This is a genomic window from Xenorhabdus sp. SGI240, assembly GCF_040081915.1.
In the GTDB taxonomy this organism is placed as follows: Bacteria; Pseudomonadota; Gammaproteobacteria; order Enterobacterales; family Enterobacteriaceae; genus Xenorhabdus; species Xenorhabdus bakwenae.
Genome location: NZ_JBEBMB010000004.1, coordinates 103403 through 121899, shown reverse-complemented (window position 1 = coordinate 121899; position 18497 = coordinate 103403). Strand labels below are relative to the sequence as shown.

The 18497-nt window shown below is 46.5% G+C and carries 15 protein-coding genes; all 15 read left to right on the top strand.

Going from position 1 to position 18497, the window contains the following annotated elements; translation table 11 throughout:
• The first annotated feature begins 209 nt into the window (after positions 1-209).
• The gene (leuO, locus tag ABLA76_RS01745) at positions 210-1157 is read left to right on the top strand and encodes a transcriptional regulator LeuO (protein WP_348986631.1); all 948 of its coding nucleotides are present in this window, start codon (positions 210-212) and stop codon (positions 1155-1157) included.
• 308 nt (positions 1158-1465) lie between these two features.
• A complete protein-coding gene (locus ABLA76_RS01740; protein WP_348986630.1) occupies positions 1466-3268 on the top strand; it encodes a long-chain fatty acid--CoA ligase in 1803 nt (600 codons plus the stop codon).
• A 197-nt stretch (positions 3269-3465) separates the two neighbouring features.
• Positions 3466-5193: an acetolactate synthase 3 large subunit gene (gene ilvI / locus ABLA76_RS01735; protein WP_348986629.1), complete on the top strand. Its 1728-nt coding sequence runs from the start codon at positions 3466-3468 to the stop codon at positions 5191-5193.
• Between the two features lie 2 nt (positions 5194-5195).
• Positions 5196-5687 carry an acetolactate synthase small subunit gene (gene ilvN, locus ABLA76_RS01730; protein ID WP_348986628.1) on the top strand — a complete coding sequence of 164 codons (492 nt, stop codon included), beginning with the start codon at positions 5196-5198 and terminating at the stop codon, positions 5685-5687.
• Positions 5688-5775: 88 nt separating this feature from the next.
• Entirely contained in the window at positions 5776-6783 is a 1008-nt protein-coding gene (gene cra / locus ABLA76_RS01725) for a catabolite repressor/activator (RefSeq protein ID WP_348986627.1), read from the top strand.
• Between the two features lie 647 nt (positions 6784-7430).
• On the top strand, positions 7431-7889 hold the full coding sequence (gene mraZ, locus ABLA76_RS01720; RefSeq protein ID WP_047767655.1) for a division/cell wall cluster transcriptional repressor MraZ: 459 nt from the start codon (positions 7431-7433) through the stop codon (positions 7887-7889).
• Between the two features lie 2 nt (positions 7890-7891).
• Positions 7892-8836: a 16S rRNA (cytosine(1402)-N(4))-methyltransferase RsmH gene (gene rsmH / locus ABLA76_RS01715; RefSeq protein ID WP_047767657.1), complete on the top strand. Its 945-nt coding sequence runs from the start codon at positions 7892-7894 to the stop codon at positions 8834-8836.
• Complete coding sequence (gene ftsL, locus ABLA76_RS01710; RefSeq protein ID WP_047767659.1) at positions 8833-9153, top strand: cell division protein FtsL; 321 nt, start codon at positions 8833-8835, stop codon at positions 9151-9153. The genes rsmH and ftsL overlap by 4 nt, the downstream gene beginning before the upstream one ends.
• Before the next feature lie 27 nt (positions 9154-9180).
• On the top strand, positions 9181-10959 hold the full coding sequence (locus ABLA76_RS01705; RefSeq protein WP_348986626.1) for a peptidoglycan glycosyltransferase FtsI: 1779 nt from the start codon (positions 9181-9183) through the stop codon (positions 10957-10959).
• Positions 10946-12433: a UDP-N-acetylmuramoyl-L-alanyl-D-glutamate--2,6-diaminopimelate ligase gene (murE, locus tag ABLA76_RS01700; protein WP_348986625.1), complete on the top strand. Its 1488-nt coding sequence runs from the start codon at positions 10946-10948 to the stop codon at positions 12431-12433. Before ABLA76_RS01705 ends, murE begins: the two co-directional genes overlap by 14 nt.
• On the top strand, positions 12430-13812 hold the full coding sequence (murF, locus tag ABLA76_RS01695; protein ID WP_348986624.1) for a UDP-N-acetylmuramoyl-tripeptide--D-alanyl-D-alanine ligase: 1383 nt from the start codon (positions 12430-12432) through the stop codon (positions 13810-13812). The genes murE and murF overlap by 4 nt, the downstream gene beginning before the upstream one ends.
• Entirely contained in the window at positions 13806-14888 is a 1083-nt protein-coding gene (gene mraY / locus ABLA76_RS01690; protein WP_047767666.1) for a phospho-N-acetylmuramoyl-pentapeptide-transferase, read from the top strand. Before murF ends, mraY begins: the two co-directional genes overlap by 7 nt.
• Positions 14889-14890: 2 nt before the next feature.
• A complete protein-coding gene (murD, locus tag ABLA76_RS01685) occupies positions 14891-16201 on the top strand; it encodes a UDP-N-acetylmuramoyl-L-alanine--D-glutamate ligase (protein WP_348986623.1) in 1311 nt (436 codons plus the stop codon).
• Positions 16201-17394, top strand: a complete 1194-nt coding sequence (ftsW, locus tag ABLA76_RS01680) for a cell division protein FtsW (RefSeq protein WP_047767669.1) — start codon at positions 16201-16203, stop codon at positions 17392-17394. Before murD ends, ftsW begins: the two co-directional genes overlap by 1 nt.
• Entirely contained in the window at positions 17391-18476 is a 1086-nt protein-coding gene (murG, locus tag ABLA76_RS01675; protein ID WP_348986622.1) for an undecaprenyldiphospho-muramoylpentapeptide beta-N-acetylglucosaminyltransferase, read from the top strand. Before ftsW ends, murG begins: the two co-directional genes overlap by 4 nt.
• Positions 18477-18497: the final 21 nt, after the last annotated feature.

The following is an 18497-nucleotide window of genomic DNA, read 5'->3' as shown; positions in this document are numbered from 1 at the left end:
ATTGAGTTATTACCATTCATATATAACACATTAATATTCATACCTATAAAAATATTACGGTTACGTAGATAAGAATGTATTGGTTATGTTTTTTTTATTTTTTTGTACAAGAATGAATCTCAATATATTCTTTAATAAATTGGGGTAATTGATCTTATTAATTTCCATATTTAATGAGAACGCTGCTATAAATTTAGTGGAGTGAAATAATGACAGAATACAACTCAATAACGACAGAAAAAAAAGAATCATGCGATATTCAATTGCGTAGTGTGGATCTTAATTTGCTGACTGTTTTTGATACTGTAATGCAAATGCAGAATATTACACGTGCAGCCCAGGCATTGGGAATGTCACAACCGGCTGTCAGTAATGCAGTGGCTCGTTTGAAAACCATGTTTGGTGATGAATTATTTGTGCGTTATGGTCGGGGTATTCAGCCAACGGCGAGAGCAAAACAGCTTTTTGGGCCACTCAGACAGGCACTGCAAATTGTCCATAATGAACTGCCTGGAGTGGGATTTGATCCCAATAAGAGTACGAGAGTATTTCATCTCTCTATTTGTAGTCCTCTTGATATTCGTTTAGCTGCTCAAATTGTTGGGCAGGTAAAAAAACATGATTCTAATATCGAAGTTGTCATTAAAACACAAATTAATGATGGTGTTGGGAAAAAATTAAAATATCAGGAAATAGAGTTTGTTATCAGCTATAATCAATTGGAATGTTCTAATTTCCATAATTATTCTCTGTTTAATGATGAATTGGTTTTGGCTGTTTCTAAACATCACCCCAGAATTAGTGAGCGAATTACTCAGCAACAATTGCAGGAAGAAAGACATGCCATCGTTGCGTTGGATAACATAGATTCATTTAGTAAGCCTTACTATGAAAATAATGAGTTATTGCGTTCTGTTTCTTATCAGGGAACGGATTTAAATAGCGTTCTTAATATTGTCTCGCAGACTTATTTAGTTGCCATAGTGCCCAAATGGATGGTTGAGCACTATTCTGAGCAGTTAAATATCTGTTCAGTCTCTTTGCCTAATGGTCCGATTTTTCGTCCTTGTTATTTGATATGGCATGGTGCAACAGAGCGGGATCAAGGCCATCAGTGGATGAAATCATTGTTAAGTCATCTTGGTAAGCAAGAATAGATCACGCTCAAGCAGAATATACGCGATAAACTTCAAGTTGTAATCCGCCAGACGACGCAAGGCCTTATATTTCCCCGCTGTACGGGGAAATATAACACGCATCTTGAAGTTGGATTGGTATAGATGAAATAAGAGTCTATCCCTATGTTGTATACAAGATAGCTGCATACAGGGATAGCGCTCTATCAAAAATGGACTTCCCCCTTTTACTAGGAATAGGTAGACTGCGCGCAAATAGCTAACATCTGTAAGCTGAAAGTAGAGAATACACTCAGACGCTGAATGAAATATTTATACAGGAATATATTGTGATAACAGATCCTCTGCACGCCTATCACTTGGTTAATCGCTTGCAGCAACAATTCAATGAATATCCAGAAAAAATTGCCTTTCGGCAATGGTCACCATCAGAACAGTTGGAAATGAATTGGCGGCAGGTTGAACGTACAACGAGATCCGTGGCAAACGCATTATTGTCATTGGGAATAGAAGTGCAGGGGAAAGTGGGTATTTTTGCCCAGAATGGTATGGCATGGTCATTGGCTGACTTAGCCATTCTTCAGCTTCGGGCTGTGACAGTGCCATTATACGCGACTAATACGGGTGATCAGGCTGCCTTTATTCTTAATGATGCAGGTGTGCAGGTGTTATTTGTTGGCGGGCAGGAGCAATATGACATTGCAGTATCACTGGTTGAGCTGTGTCCTCAACTTGCTCATCTCATTGTTATGGATCAATCTGTCGACTTGAAAGGATGCCCGCAGGCATTGTATTTATCCGCTTTTATTGACAATGATTATTCGCAATATCAGGCAGAACTTAATCGCCGTATTGCGGATCAGGATTTGAATGACCTTTTCACGTTAATGTATACCTCTGGCACAACGGGAGAGCCAAAAGGGGTGATGCTGGATTATCGGAATATGGCGGCACAGCTTTATCTGCATGACCAGAGATTAACATTGACCAACCAGGATGTATCGCTCTGCTTTTTGCCGCTGTCCCATATTTTTGAGCGGGCGTGGAGTTATTATGTCATGCACACGGGTGCCCTGAACGTCTATTTAACAGATACGAATCTGGTGCGTGAAGCTATGTCTGATGTGCATCCGACAGTGATGTGTTCTGTCCCCCGTTTTTATGAAAAAGTTCATAGCGCGATCTTAGAAAAAGTTTCCCGTGCGCCTTTTTGGCGTAGGATGATTTTTAATTGGGCCTTGAAACGGGGAGAAGCGCACTGGATGCGTCAGCAGGAGAATAAAAAAGGTTGCCCATTCACGCGTTGTAGTTATCAATTGGCTGACAAATTGGTGTTGAATAAGCTCCGTGGTCTTTTAGGAGGGCGAGTACGTTTCTTGCCCGTGGCGGGAGCACGCCTCGACGATGCCATTACCCGTTTTTTTCTGTCCGTTGGCCTGGATATCAAATATGGGTACGGCATGACAGAAACGTGTGCCACGGTATCTTGCTGGGAAGAAAAAAATTATCTGTTGGGTTCAATTGGTACGCCATTACCTGATATTGATGTTCGCATTAGTGCGGAAGGGGAGATCCAGGTGCGTGGCTCTATTGTCATGAAAGGTTACTTCAACCGCCCGGAGGAAACGGTTCATGCCTTTACGGAGGATGGCTGGTTGCGGACAGGCGATGCCGGAAGACTGGACGCTAATGGTAATCTGTATATTACCGAGCGCCTGAAAGATCTGATGAAAACGTCAACAGGCAAATATATTGCGCCGCAAATGATTGAAGGGATGTTAGGACAAGATCGTTTTATTGAACATATTGCCGTCATTGCTGATGCCCGCCAATTCGTTTCTGCGTTGATTGTGCCCAGTTATGACGCGCTGGAAGAATACGCGAAATCTATCAACCTCCATTACCGTGATCGTCTTGAGTTGCTGCGCAATCACCAGGTTGTCGCGTTGTTTGAACGACGCCTAAAGGAAATGCAAAAAAATATTGTTAAATTCCATCAGGTCAAACGATTTATTCTTTTGCCGGAAGCTTTCTCAATGGAAAAAGGAGAATTAACGCCGACATTGAAATTGCGCCGTAAGGTTATTGTTGAGCGTTATCAGCGCGAAATTGAATCTATGTATCTGGATTGAAAATAGGCAAAAGTTCGGCTCTTCTTCAACGAATGTTTTCAAGATGTAAATTGATGTTTGCTAACACTTGTATCTAACGTTATGTTAGTTAACTTAGCGTTATAGAATATATAAGAAATGGAATAAATAAGGTAACTTTTCGCTACCTTATGAAATTACGACGATTAACTTGCAAACAGAGCCTGGAGGCAAACTCGATGGAGATGTTGTCAGGAGCCGAAATGGTTGTCAGATCGCTAATCGATCAGGGCGTTGAACACGTGTTCGGTTATCCGGGCGGGGCGGTACTGGATATTTATGATGCCCTGCATACGATTGGGGGAATCGAACACATTTTAGTGCGTCATGAACAGGGTGCTGTTCATATGGCGGATGGCTATGCGCGTTGTACGGGAAAAGTCGGGGTTGTTTTAGTCACCTCCGGGCCGGGGGCAACCAATGCTGTTACGGGCATTGCAACGGCATACATGGATTCAATTCCTATGGTCGTGTTATCTGGTCAGGTTGCTAGTTCCCTGATAGGTAATGATGCTTTTCAAGAGTGCGACATGGTGGGAATTTCCCGCCCCATTGTGAAGCATAGTTTCCTGATAAAAAAAGCAGAAGATATCCCAGATACGATTAAAAAAGCTTTTTACCTGGCCGCAAGTGGCCGGCCAGGGCCTGTTGTTATCGATTTTCCTAAAGATACCGTCAATCCTGCATTGAAATTCCCGTATGTGTATCCTGAAAAAATTAACCTGCGTTCTTATAACCCGACGGTACAGGGACACAAGGGGCAAATTAAACGTGCATTGAAGACGCTGGTGGCAGCAAAAAAACCGGTGATTTATGTCGGGGGGGGAACCATAAATTCAGCATGTACCACTGAACTGTTGAAGTTGGTTGAATATTTGCACATTCCGGTCGTCAGTTCGTTGATGGGATTGGGCGCATTTCCTGCAACGCATCGCCAAAGTCTGGGCATGCTGGGAATGCATGGGACTTTCGAAGCGAATAAAGCGATGCACAACTCGGATGTCATTTTTGCCGTGGGTGTACGTTTTGACGATAGAACAACTAATAACCTGGAAAAATATTGCCCGGAAGCGACTGTATTACATATTGATATCGATCCCACCTCGATTTCCAAAACGGTAACGGCGGATATCCCGATTGTTGGCGATGCTAAACAGGTACTTGGTCAGATGCTGGAATTATTGGATTCCATAGAAGATACCCAAGATCCTGATGCCCTGAAAGATTGGTGGCTTGCCATTGAACAGTGGCGCAGCCGCAAGTGCCTTGATTACGATCACACGACAGTGAAAATCAAGCCACAGGCCGTTATTGAAACCCTTTATCGTCTAACCAAAGGGGAAGCCTATATTGCGTCAGATGTGGGTCAGCATCAAATGTTTGCTGCTCTGCATTATCCATTTGATAAACCGAGACGGTGGATCAATTCCGGTGGTTTAGGAACGATGGGGTTTGGTTTGCCGGCGGCGCTTGGTGTGAAGTTGGCAAAACCGGAAGCCACGGTCGTGTGTGTAACAGGGGATGGCAGTATCCAGATGAATATTCAAGAATTATCTACTGCCCTGCAATATGGTCTGCCTGTTCTGGTACTGAATCTGAATAACCGTTTCTTGGGTATGGTGAAACAATGGCAGGATATGATATACGCGGGGCGTCATTCTCAATCCTACATGGAATCCCTGCCTGATTTCGTCAAATTGGCAGAATCTTATGGGCATATAGGTATCTCCATCCAAACTTACGATGAGTTGGAGGCTAAATTGGCTCGGGCACTGCATGAAGTGACTGAAAATCACCGTCTGGTTTTTGTGGATGTTACCGTTGATGAGACAGAACATGTTTATCCCATGCAGATCCGAGGCGGAGCAATGGATGAAATGTGGTTAAGCAAAACAGAGAGGACCTGATCATGCGCTGGATTTTGTCTGTATTACTTGAAAACGAATCGGGAGCCTTATCCCGCGTAGTTGGCTTGTTTTCCCAACGGGGTTATAACATCGAAAGTTTGACCGTTGCTCCTACTGAAGATCCCACGTTGTCACGCATGACCATTCAAACCAAAGGTGATGCCAAGGTATTGGAGCAAATTGAAAAGCAATTGCATAAGTTGGTGGATGTATTGCGAGTCAACGAATTAACCGCAGGGCCTCATGTTGAGCGTGAAATCATGCTGGTTAAATTACAAGCCAGTGGATATGGACGGGAAGAGATTAAGCGCAGCACAGATATTTTTCGCGGCCAGATCGTTGATGTGACTTCAACACTCTATACCGTCCAATTAGTGGGAACGAGTGAAAAACTGGACGCTTTTCTTGATTCCGTCAGAGACGTGGCAGAGATTGTCGAAGTCGCGCGATCGGGTATAGTTGGTGTCTCGCGCGGAGATAAAATTATGCGATGAAAAATCGTAATCTGCGGGTTAAAATACAGATATTCATTGAGCCCTACTGTAAAGTAGGGCTTTTTCATCATCTTACTGAGGGGTTAATGTGAAACTGGATGAGATCGCCCGCTTAGCAGGTGTTTCACGTACTACGGCCAGTTATGTCATCAATGGTAAAGCCAGGCAGTATCGGGTCAGCGATAAGACAGTAGAAAAAGTGATGGCAGTGGTCAGGGAGCATAATTATCATCCCAATGCTGTCGCTGCTGGCCTTCGGGCGGGGCGAACCCGTTCAATTGGTTTAGTCATACCCGACTTGGAAAATACCAGTTACACACGTATTGCCAATTATCTTGAACGCCAGGCACGGCAGCGTGGCTACCAGTTATTGATCGCATGTTCTGAAGATCAGCCTGATAATGAAATGCGCTGTGTTGAACATCTTTTGCAACGTCAGGTCGATGCTATCATTGTTTCCACCGCTTTGCCGCCTGAGCATCCTTTCTACCAACGTTGGGCAAATCGCACATTGCCAATCATCGCACTTGACCGTGCTTTGGACCGTGAACACTTTATCAGTGTGGTTGGCGATGATCTCGAAGATGCGAAGATGTTGGCACAGGAGTTGCGTCAATTCCCGGCTGAATCTGTCCTTTATTTGGGGGCATTGCCTGAATTATCGGTCAGTTTCTTGCGTGAGCAAGGTTTCCGCGAAGCATGGGAGCATGATCCACGAGAAGTTAACTACCTTTATGCCAATAGCTATGAACGTGAAGCTGCGGCTGAAATATTTGCGTCATGGTTGGAGGCAAACCCTGTTCCTCAGGCCTTGTATACCACTTCATTTGCATTACTTCAGGGCGTCATGGATACACTCCTCAAGCGCAGTGGCCGTTTACCAAATCCATTGGTTATTGCCACATTTGGTGATCATGAGTTGCTTGATTTCCTTGAATGTCCGGTATTGTCGGTGGCACAACGCCATCGTGATGTCGCTGAACGTGCCCTTGAACTGGTATTAGCCAGTTTGGATGAAAAGCAGCGTCCAACTCCTGGAATAACCCGAATGCGTCGTCATCTATGCCGTCGCGGCAAGTTAAGCCGAAAAGCCTAATTGAGCACCCTCATTAAAGATGAGGGTGCTGTTTGCCTGCCTAAAATCATCAAAATACGCTTGTTGAGGTAATTTTGAGATTATTCTTACTAAAATTCTGCTAAACGGATTTTTATGACCGCGAAAATCGATAATGTGTTATTTAAATTCACAGGATAAATAATTTTGTAACAGAAAATTATTGTTTATGTGTGTTATTTGTTATTTGGATATTATTTTTTACTTGATTGATATGTAGTCATTTTATATTTTTAGATAAATACAAAATTTCAATATGTTACTATTTTTTATGCTATTGTAACCTAAATATATAGTTATTATTAATATGTTTATGATGATTAACAATTAATCAACAATGAGATATGAGTTACATAAATTAATTTAAGTGGTAATTAATTACACTAAATTCCATCCCGAATAAGGCTCTCTACAGATTTATTAAATTATTCAAAATTATCATAGTGTTATCTATTATTAATATAGCCAAAACTAAAAAATCCTTCTTTTTCTCTTCCGAATCTTTCTGTAAATCTAGCTAAAGCGCACTGGCTCTGGCTTGACAAGGTTTTCATACCATCCGTAAACTCTTAATTGTGGTGATTTGTGGGATAATGTGGCGATTTGGGCCATCAAGGGGTAACCTGAGTATGTTTCGTGGAGCAACACTGGTTAATCTCGATAGCAAAGGGCGGCTCACTGTACCAGCCCGATATAGAGAAATGCTGAATGAAGTATCAACAGGCCAAATGGTTTGTACTATTGATCTTCATCAGCCGTGCTTGTTGCTTTATACATTACCCGAATGGGAAATCATCGAAAAAAAATTATCTCGCTTATCCAGCATGAATCCAGCCGAACGTCGAGTTCAACGTTTGTTATTGGGACACGCCAGTGAATGTCAAATGGACAGTGCAGGACGTCTTTTATTAGCCAGCACACTGCGTCAGCACGCAGGGCTAACAAAAGAGGTCATGCTGGTTGGGCAATTTAATAAATTTGAATTGTGGGATGAACAAGTCTGGTATCAACAGGTACAAGATGATATTGCGGTTGAACAATCCACACAAGAACCTCTATCAGCAAGACTACAGGATTTATCACTATAAACATGGCAAAGAGTCATTTTGAACATACCAGTGTACTGCTGGATGAAGCTGTCAATGGATTGAATATTCAAGAAGATGGAATTTATATCGATGGAACATTTGGACGTGGGGGGCATTCTCGCCTGATTTTGTCGAAATTGGGTCCTAATGGACGTCTGATGGCGATCGATCGTGATCCACAAGCTATAGAAGCGTCAAAGGCCATTACTGACAAGCGTTTTTCTATTACTCATGGGCCATTTTCAGAATTGGCAACGTATGTAGAAGACGCGGGTCTGGTTGGAAAAATTAATGGCGTATTACTGGATTTAGGGGTTTCTTCCCCACAGCTGGATGATCCTGAACGTGGTTTTTCATTTATGCGTGACGGGCCGTTGGATATGCGCATGGATACCACACGGGGGCAGTCTGCCGCAGAGTGGTTGATGAAGGCTGAAGCAGAGGATATCGCATGGGTGCTGAAAACATTTGGCGAAGAACGTTTTGCCAAGCGTATAGCGAAGGCCATTGTGGCACGCAATCAGGAACAGCCTCTTACGCGTACCCGCGAGCTGGCAGCGTTAATTGCTCAGGCAAGCCCGGTTAAAGAAAAGCATAAGCATCCGGCAACACGCAGCTTTCAGGCTATCAGGATTTACATTAACAGTGAACTGGAAGAGATAGAACGTGCATTGGATGGCGCACTGCGCATTCTGGCACCACAAGGGCGATTATCTGTCATCAGTTTCCATTCGTTGGAAGATCGCATAGTGAAACGCTTTATCCGACAACACAGTCAGGGACCGCAGGTTCCAGTCGGTTTGCCTCTCACGGAAGCGCAGTTAAAAACGCTGGGGGGAAGAAGTCTGAAATCCATTGGCAAAATGAAACCCTCAGAGGGTGAAGTCGGCACAAACCCAAGAGCGCGAAGCTCGGTTTTACGGTTTGCTGAAAAGGCGGGTGAATGATGGCTGCTGAACGTCATGGGTTAGTTGGAGTGATGGGTAATGATTTAATTCGTCATGCCAAACTTCCACTGATTTTACTGGTGGCAGTTGTCGTTTCAGCCATCGGTGTTGTGACGGTCGCACATCAAACCCGCTTATTGACTGCGGAAAAAGAGCTTCATGTGATCGAGCTTGATGTTCGGGATATTGAGTGGCGTAACCTGCTCCTTGAAGAGAACGCATTGGGTGATCACAGTCGGGTTGAACGGATCGCAACTGAAAAATTGCAGATGCAACACGTTGATCCAAGTAAAGAGAATATTGTGATTACTCAATAAGTCCAGTTGACAACCAAAAGGTGGGCGATGAAAGCTGCACGCTCTTTAAAGTTGAAAAAGCAAGAAGATAAAGCAAGTTTTGTAAGCTGGCGTTTTGCCTTGCTGTGTGGAGGCATTGGGGTTGCTTTAATCGGGCTTTTGATTCGTGTTGCCTATTTGCAGATTATCAATCCTGATCGTTTGGTAAAAGAAGGTGATTCGCGTTCCCTGCGCATCCAATCTATCCCGACTGCCCGTGGCATGATTAATGATCGCAATGGGCGCCCACTGGCGGTGAGTGTACCTGTTGATGCGGTCTGGGCAGATCCCAAGGAAGTGTTTGAAAAAGGTGGCATCACAAATGACACCCGCTGGCAGGCTTTGGCTGATGCTCTTTCTATCCCTCTTGAACAGTTAACCAGTAAAATTAGCGAATATCCCAAGGGGCGTTTTGTTTACCTTGCCCGCCAGGTGAACACTTCTATCGGCGATTATGTCGAGAAATTAAAGCTACCCGGTATTTATTTGCGTCAGGAATCCCGGCGTTATTATCCGGCAGGGCAAGTGACCGCACATATTATTGGGGTGACTAACATTGATGGCAAAGGTATTGAGGGCGTTGAAAAGAGTTTTGATAACTGGCTGACAGGTATGCCGGGAAGTCGAACCGTTCGTAAAGATCGTACCGGGCGTGTCATCGAAGATATCTCCTCTACCGATAGCAGGGCGGCCCACGATCTGACGCTCAGTATTGATGAGCGTCTTCAGACGTTGGTGTATCGAGAATTGACGAAAGCGGTTGCACTGAATAAAGCCGAATCAGGTACAGCGGTACTGGTTGATGTCAACACCGGCGAAGTTTTGGCGATGGCAAACAGCCCGTCTTATAACCCCAATAATTTGGCTGGAACACCGAAAGATGCGATGCGTAACCGCGCCATCACCGACATTTTTGAGCCTGGCTCCACGGTGAAACCGCTGGTGGTGATGAGTGCACTGAATAGTGGCATTGTCAAAGAAAATACGGTGTTAGATACCCGGCCATACCGCTTAACCTACGGTTCGCGGGGGCATGAAATCAAAGACGTTGCGCCCCGTCCTGAGTTAACTATCACCGGGATCTTACAGAAGTCGAGTAACGTGGGTGTTTCCAAGCTGGCGTTAGCGATGCCTGCCTCAGAGGTGGTGGATGTTTATTCACGCTTTGGGATGGGAAAACCGACCAATTTGGGGTTGGTCGGAGAAAGTAGTGGCTTATTTCCAACCAATAAACAACGGTGGTCAGATCTTGACAGGGCCACCTTTTCTTTCGGCTACGGGCTAATGGTAACACCGTTACAGTTAGCGCGAGTCTACGCAACGATAGGCAGTTTGGGTATTTATCGCCCGTTGTCAATTACTAAAGTCGATCCACCCGTTCCGGGCGCCCGGGTATTCCCTGAATCTGTTATGCGGACAGTGGTACACATGATGGAGAGTGTGGCATTACCGGGAGGAGGAGGAGTACGGGCTGCGATAAAAGGTTATCGCATTGCGATTAAAACGGGGACGGCAAAAAAAGTCGGGCCGGATGGTAAGTACGTCAATAAGTATATTTCTTACACCGCAGGGGTTGCACCTGCGAGTCATCCACGGTTCTCATTGGTTGTGATCATTAATGATCCACAGGCAGGCAAATATTATGGTGGTGCAGTTTCAGCGCCTATCTTCGGTGCCATCATGAGTGTGGTTCTGCGTACCATGAATGTTGAACCAGACGCATTGCCTGTTGGCGATAAAAACGAATTTGTAATTAACAATAAAGAGGATAAAAGTGGCAGATCGTAATTTGCGCGATTTATTGGCTCCTTGGGGTGTTGATTCACCGGAGCTTCCGCTGCGTGAAATGACATTGGATAGCCGTAAGGCGGCTGCCGGAGATCTGTTTGTTGCGGTTCAGGGGCATCAGACAGATGGTCGGAAATATATTCCTCAAGCCATCGCTCAAGGTGTCGCGGCGGTAATTGCCGAAGCAAAAGGGACAGCGGATAACGGCACAGTGCAGAAAATGCACGGCGTGCCTGTTATCTATCTGGATGATTTAAATGGTAAATTATCCGAACTGGCGGGTGAGTTCTACCAACATCCCGGCAATAAACTGAAATTGGTTGGCGTTACCGGCACCAACGGGAAAACCACAACAACACAACTGTTGGCGCAATGGAGCCAGGGGCTTGGCGAAACCAGTGCCGTGATGGGAACAGTAGGAAATGGTTTGTTGGGCATGATAGTCCCCAGCGAAAATACGACTGGTTCTGCGGTTGATATTCAGCTTGATTTACAGCAACTTGCTCATCAAAATGCCACTTTTGTGGCGATGGAAGTCTCTTCACATGGTTTGGTTCAGGGACGCGTGGCCGCATTGCCATTTCAGGCTGCTATTTTTACTAATTTAAGCCGTGATCACCTTGATTATCATGGCGATATGGAAAGTTACGAAGAGGCCAAATGGCGACTGTTTAGTCACCATAATGTGAAGCAGAAAATCATCAATGCTGATGATGCGGTTGGGCAGAAGTGGCTGTCCCGTCTGCCGGACGCCGTTGCGGTCTCAATGGAAAATAACTTGCCGGAAAATTGGCAGGGGCGTTGGTTATCAGCCAGTGAAGTGCATTATCACGATAAAGGTGCATCCATCACATTTACTTCCAGTTGGGGAAATGGAACGCTCAATAGCCCTTTGATGGGCGCGTTCAATGTCAGCAACTTACTTCTGGCGCTTGCCACTTTGTTGTCTCTGGATTATCCCCTGGATAAATTGTTATCGATGGCTTCTTGTCTGAAACCTGTTTGTGGACGTATGGAAGTTTTTTCTGCTGCTGATCGCCCGACAGTTGTCGTTGATTATGCCCACACGCCTGATGCGTTGGAAAAAGCATTGTCTGCGGCTCGCCTGCACTGTAAGGGGCAACTCTGGTGTGTATTTGGTTGTGGGGGTGATCGCGACAAAGGTAAACGTCCATTAATGGGCGGCGTTGCAGAGCTGGGTGCTGATCGTGTGGTTGTCACGGATGATAATCCTCGCAGTGAAGAGCCTCGGGCAATTGTGGCTGATATCCTGCAAGGGTTCATCGATCCGGGGCAGGCGATGGCGATTCATGGGCGTGTTGAGGCCGTCACCAGTGCCATTATGCAGGCAAGCGAAGAAGATGTTGTTCTGGTGGCAGGCAAAGGCCATGAAGATTACCAACTGGTCGGCAATCGTCGTCTGGATTACTCAGATCGCCTGACTGTTGCGCGTTTGTTGGGGGTAATTGCATGATCCCTCTGACCCTACAACAATTGGCACAGTTGACGGATGGTTTGTTATATCGCGTTACCGCGCAGCAAGCTGAAACTTTGCCAATTCATACTGTGGAAACGGATAGCCGTAACATCGTGCATGGCGGTTTGTTTATTGCCTTAAAAGGGGAAAAATTTGATGCCCACGATTTCGCCGCTGATGTAGTACAGCAGGATGCCGGTGTTTTATTGGTCAGCCGTCGTCTGGATATTGATTGCCCGCAGGTTGTGGTCAAGGACACGCGTCTGGCAATGGGAAAACTCGCGGGCTGGGTTCGTCAGCAAAGTAAAGCGCGAATTGTGGCTTTAACCGGCTCGTCGGGGAAAACGTCGGTAAAAGAGATGACAGCGGCAATCTTGCGTCAGTGTGGAAATACCCTTTATACCGCAGGCAATTTCAATAATGACATTGGGGTGCCATTGACCCTGTTCAGACTGACTGATGCGCATCAGTTTGCTGTTATTGAACTGGGTGCCAACCATATTGGTGAGATTGCTTACACCACGGAAATGACGCGTCCTGAAAGCGCATTAGTCAATAACCTCTTTTCTGCCCATTTGGCAGGGTTTGGCTCTTTAGCGGGGGTGGCAAAGGCTAAAGGTGAAATCTTTGCCGGCCTTGCTCCGACCGGAACCGCCATAATCAATCTGGATAGCCATGATTGGGAAAATTGGCAGCACAGCATTAGCGAGCAGCAAACCGTATGGCGCTTTTCCGCATCATCAACGACGGGAGCGGATTTTTACGCGACGGACATTTTAGAACAACCGTTGTCTACGCATTTTTGTCTCCATAGCCCAATTGGCAGCGTTGAACTGACATTGCCATTGCCGGGCAAACACAATGTTGCCAATGCATTGGCAGCCAGTGCGCTGGCAATTTCTGTTGGTGCATCACTGGATGATATTCGTACCGGATTATCGGGGTTGAAAGCGGTTGCAGGACGTTTGTTTCCTATCTCTCTGACTGAGGGAAAGGTGATATTAGACGACACCTATAATGCGAATCCCGGCTCCATGATTGCGGCGGCGAATGTGCTGGCGAAGATGTCCGGTTATCGGGTCATGGTTGTTGGTGACATGGGCGAGTTGGGGGAGCAGGCGATTGAGTGCCATCGTGAGGTGGGTGAAGCCGTGGCATCCACAAATATAGATAAGGTCCTCAGCGTCGGGGCTTTCAGTGCCCATATTAGTGACGCGAGTGGTCGGGGGCAGCATTTTGCGAACAAGGCTGAATTGGTTGCAGCGCTGCTTCCTTTATTGGAACAACAAGAAATGATTTCCCTATTAATTAAAGGTTCACGCAGTGCCGCGATGGAAGAGGTAGTGAACGTACTGAAGGAGAACTTCCAATGTTAGTTTGGCTGGCCGAATATTTGGTTAAGTATCACACGGGCTTTAACGTCTTCTCTTATTTGACGTTCAGAGCCATCGTCGGCTTGCTTACTGCATTATTCATCGCGCTATGGATGGGACCAACTTTGATCGCTTATCTGCAAAAATTGCAGATAGGTCAAGTTGTACGCGACAACGGCCCTGAATCCCATTTTAGCAAGCGTGGGACACCGACAATGGGAGGATTGTTGATTTTGTTCTCCATCACGAGTTCTGTGCTGCTGTGGGCTCGTCTGGATAATCCTTATGTCTGGTGTGTCTTACTTGTTTTAGTCGGTTATGGCGTCGTCGGGTTTGTGGATGACTACCGCAAAGTGGTGCGTAAGGATACCAAGGGACTAATTGCTCGTTGGAAATATTTCTGGCAATCCGTTATTGCATTGGGTGTTGCGTTTGCTATGTACAGCATCGGCAAAGAGACAGCGGCAACACAATTAGTCGTACCATTCTTCAAAGAGGTTATGCCACAACTGGGCTTGCTTTACATTTTGCTGACTTATTTTGTGATTGTCGGAACCAGTAACGCGGTGAACCTGACGGATGGATTAGATGGTCTCGCCATTATGCCAACAGTACTTGTTGCAGCCGGTTTTGCTTTGGTGGCATGGGCAACAGGTAACGTGAATTTTGCGAACTACCTGCATATCCCTTATTTGAGCCATGCAGGTGAACTGGTGATTGTCTGTACTGCGATTGTCGGCGCCGGGCTGGGTTTCTTGTGGTTTAACACTTATCCGGCGCAAGTGTTTATGGGCGATGTTGGTTCATTGGCTCTGGGTGGAGCACTGGGAACCATTGCCGTATTACTGCGCCAGGAGTTCCTGCTGATCATCATGGGCGGGGTTTTTGTGGTGGAAACGTTGTCGGTCATTTTGCAGGTTGGATCATTCAAACTGCGTGGACAGCGCATTTTCCGTATGGCACCGATTCACCATCACTATGAATTGAAAGGTTGGCCGGAGCCACGCGTTATCGTGCGCTTTTGGATTATTTCCTTGATGCTAGTGTTGATTGGTCTGGCAACGCTGAAGGTACGTTAATCATGACAGAATACAAGGGTAAAAAAGTCGTCATCGTTGGGTTAGGGCTGACAGGTCTGTCCTGCATTGACTTTTTTATTACACGTGGCGTGATCCCGCGTGTGATGGATACCCGTATAGTGCCACCGGGCAGCGATAAGCTGCCTGATAGCGTCGAATGTCACACAGGCAGCCTGAACAAACAAGGGTTGATGGATGCCGATTTAATCGTTGCCAGCCCGGGCATTGCCCTGGCAACGCCTGAATTGCAAGCGGCGGCTGATGCGGGTGTTGAAATTATCGGCGATATTGAGCTGTTTTGCCGCGAAGCGACTGCGCCGATCGTTGCCATTACAGGTTCAAATGGTAAAAGCACCGTGACCACTCTGGTTGGCGAAATGGCGAAAGCTGCGGGGTGGCAGGTTGGTGTGGGGGGCAACATTGGTGTCCCGGCACTGGAATTGCTGAAACAGCCCTGTCAGCTCTATGTACTGGAACTGTCCAGTTTCCAGCTTGAAACAACATATAGCTTGAAAGCTGCGGCAGCGACGGTACTGAATGTAACCGAAGATCACATGGTTCGTTATCCCAAAGGGTTGGCACAGTATCGGGCAGCGAAGTTGCACATTTACAATCAGGCAAAAACGTGTGTGGTCAATGAACAGGATGCGCTGACATTACCAGAAACAGGCAAAGATAGCCGTTGTATCAGCTTTGGTGTGGCTGGTGGTGATTATCGGCTTGATAGTGAACAGCAACAACTGGTGGTCAATCAACATCCGGTGCTGGCAACCCGTGAAATGCAATTGGCCGGGCTACATAACTATACCAATGGCTTGGCAGCGTTAGCACTGGCAGATGCTGTAGGCATTCCTCGTGCGGCCAGCCTTCAGGCTTTACGTACCTGTGCCGGGCTGGAACACCGTTTTCAGGTGATTCACTTGAGAAAGGGTGTTCGTTGGGTGAATGATTCTAAAGCGACCAACGTCGGCAGCACCCAGGCGGCACTTAGTGGATTGAAGCCGGAAGGGACACTCTATCTTTTATTGGGGGGAGATGGAAAAGCGGCAGATTTTACCCCACTGAAACCCTATATATCAGGGGATCATATTCGCCTTTACTGTTTTGGTCGTGATGGAGGGCAGCTAGCACAATTGCGCCCGGAAATTGCAACACTGACGGAAACAATGGAACAGGCGATAAGAGAAATTGCACCCAAGCTGGTTTCTGGCGACATGGTACTGCTGTCACCCGCTTGTGCGAGCTTCGATCAGTTCAATGGTTTTGAACATCGTGGTCATGAATTTGCCCGTTTGGCAGAGGAGTTAGGCTGATGACCATTCCGGGCCTTGGTAAATTTAAAACTTGGTTGACGGGAAATGTGGAAGCCGATGCCACAGATACCGTTATGTATGATCGTACCCTGGTCTGGATGATATTAGGGTTGGCAGTGATTGGCTTTGTCATGGTGACGTCGGCATCAATGCCCGTTGGACAGCGCCTTGCCCAGGATCCTTTTATCTTTGCACGACGTGATGCCATTTATTTGTCACTGTGTTTTTTCTTGTCCCTGATTACGTTGCGCATTCCGATGGACTTCTGGCAGCGTTACAGCAACGTCATGTTATTAGTAACAATCATGATGCTGGTTGTGGTGCTGTTTGTGGGAAGTTCAGTCAATGGGGCGTCACGTTGGGTAGCGATAGGCCCGTTACGTATTCAACCAGCGGAATTGTCGAAACTATCACTCTTTTGTTATCTCTCCAGCTATTTGGTTAGAAAAGTTGAGGAAGTCAGAAACAACTTCTGGGGATTTTTCAAACCGATGGGTGTCATGGTTGCATTGGCGATATTGTTGCTGGCACAGCCTGATTTAGGGACCGTGGTTGTGTTATTTGTGACAACTTTGGCACTGCTATTTCTGGCTGGCGCGAAATTGTGGCAGTTCCTTGCCATTATTGGTTGCGGAATATTTGCCGTGTGCGTACTGATTGTTGCTGAACCTTACCGTATACGCAGGGTGACCTCTTTCCTGGATCCGTGGGAAGATCCTTTTGGCAGTGGTTATCAGTTAACCCAATCGTTAATGGCATTTGGTCGTGGCGACTTTTTTGGGCAAGGGCTGGGAAATTCAGTCCAAAAACTTGAATACCTGCCGGAAGCCCACACTGACTTTATTTTCTCCATTCTGGCCGAAGAATTGGGTTATTTCGGTGTGGTTTTAGTGCTGGCAATGGTATTCTTCGTCGCTTTCCGCGCAATGATGATCGGTCGTCGGGCATTGCAACTTAATCAACGGTTTTCTGGCTTTTTGGCTTGTGCCATCGGCATATGGTTCAGCTTTCAGGCGTTCATTAACGTTGGTGCGGCGGCAGGTATGCTGCCAACCAAGGGATTAACATTACCTTTAGTCAGTTACGGTGGCTCTAGTTTGATCGTGATGTCAACGGCCATCGTCTTGTTGTTGCGCATTGATTATGAAGTCCGTCTGGCAAAAGCACAGGCGTTTGTAAGGAGCCCTAAATGAGTGGCAATAACCGGCGTTTAATGGTGATGGCGGGTGGTACGGGCGGCCATGTGTTCCCCGGGCTGGCCGTTGCCCACCATTTAAAAGAGCAGGGGTGGGATATTCGCTGGTTGGGAACTGCGGATCGCATGGAAGCTGATTTAGTGCCGAAGCATGGCATTGATATCGAATTTATTCAGATTTCAGGCTTGCGGGGCAAGGGGATCAAAGCGTTGTTTGCGGCCCCAATGCGAATTTTTAAGGCCATTCGACAGGCAAAAGCCATTATGCGTCGTTATCAGCCTGATGTTGTGCTGGGGATGGGAGGCTATGTCTCTGGGCCTGGTGGTATAGCGGCCTGGTTGTGTGGCATTCCGGTTGTACTGCATGAGCAGAATGGTATTGCGGGGCTGACGAATCGCTGGTTAGCCAAAATTGCCAAAACAGTTTTACAGGCATTTCCAGGGGCATTCCCTGATGCGCCGGTTGTTGGCAATCCTGTAAGGGAGGATGTATTGGCATTGCCAGAGCCAATACAGCGTTTGGCCGGGCGTAAAGGGCCTGTTCGGGTACTGGTTATTGGCGGTAGTCAGGGAGCCAGGGTCTTGAACCAAATTATGCCAGAAGTCGCTGCTCACTTGGGCAATAAAATCACTTTATGGCATCAGGCAGGCAAGGGTGCCAGGGAAGAGACGCAGAAACAATATGAAAATTCGGTTAAATCTGAATTCAAAGTGACTGAATTTATTGATGATATGGCGCAGGCCTATGCGTGGGCTGATATTGTCGTATGTCGTTCTGGTGCACTCACGGTCAGTGAGGTTTCCGCCGCAGGCTTACCGGCGATTTTTGTTCCTTTCCAGCATAAAGATCGCCAGCAATATTGGAATGCCTTGCCACTGGAAAAAGCGGGAGCCGCAAAGATACTCGAACAGCCCGAATTTACGGTTGATGCTGTCGTAGGCTTATTAATTCAGTGGCAACGCCCACAATTGCTGGAAATGGCAGAAAAAGCACGCTCAGTAGCCATCATTAATGCAACTGAGCGTGTAGCAGCAGCGTTGAACGATGCTGTAGAGAATCATTCAGGCCGTTCCAGGTAGAACGGTGATGTAAACATAACG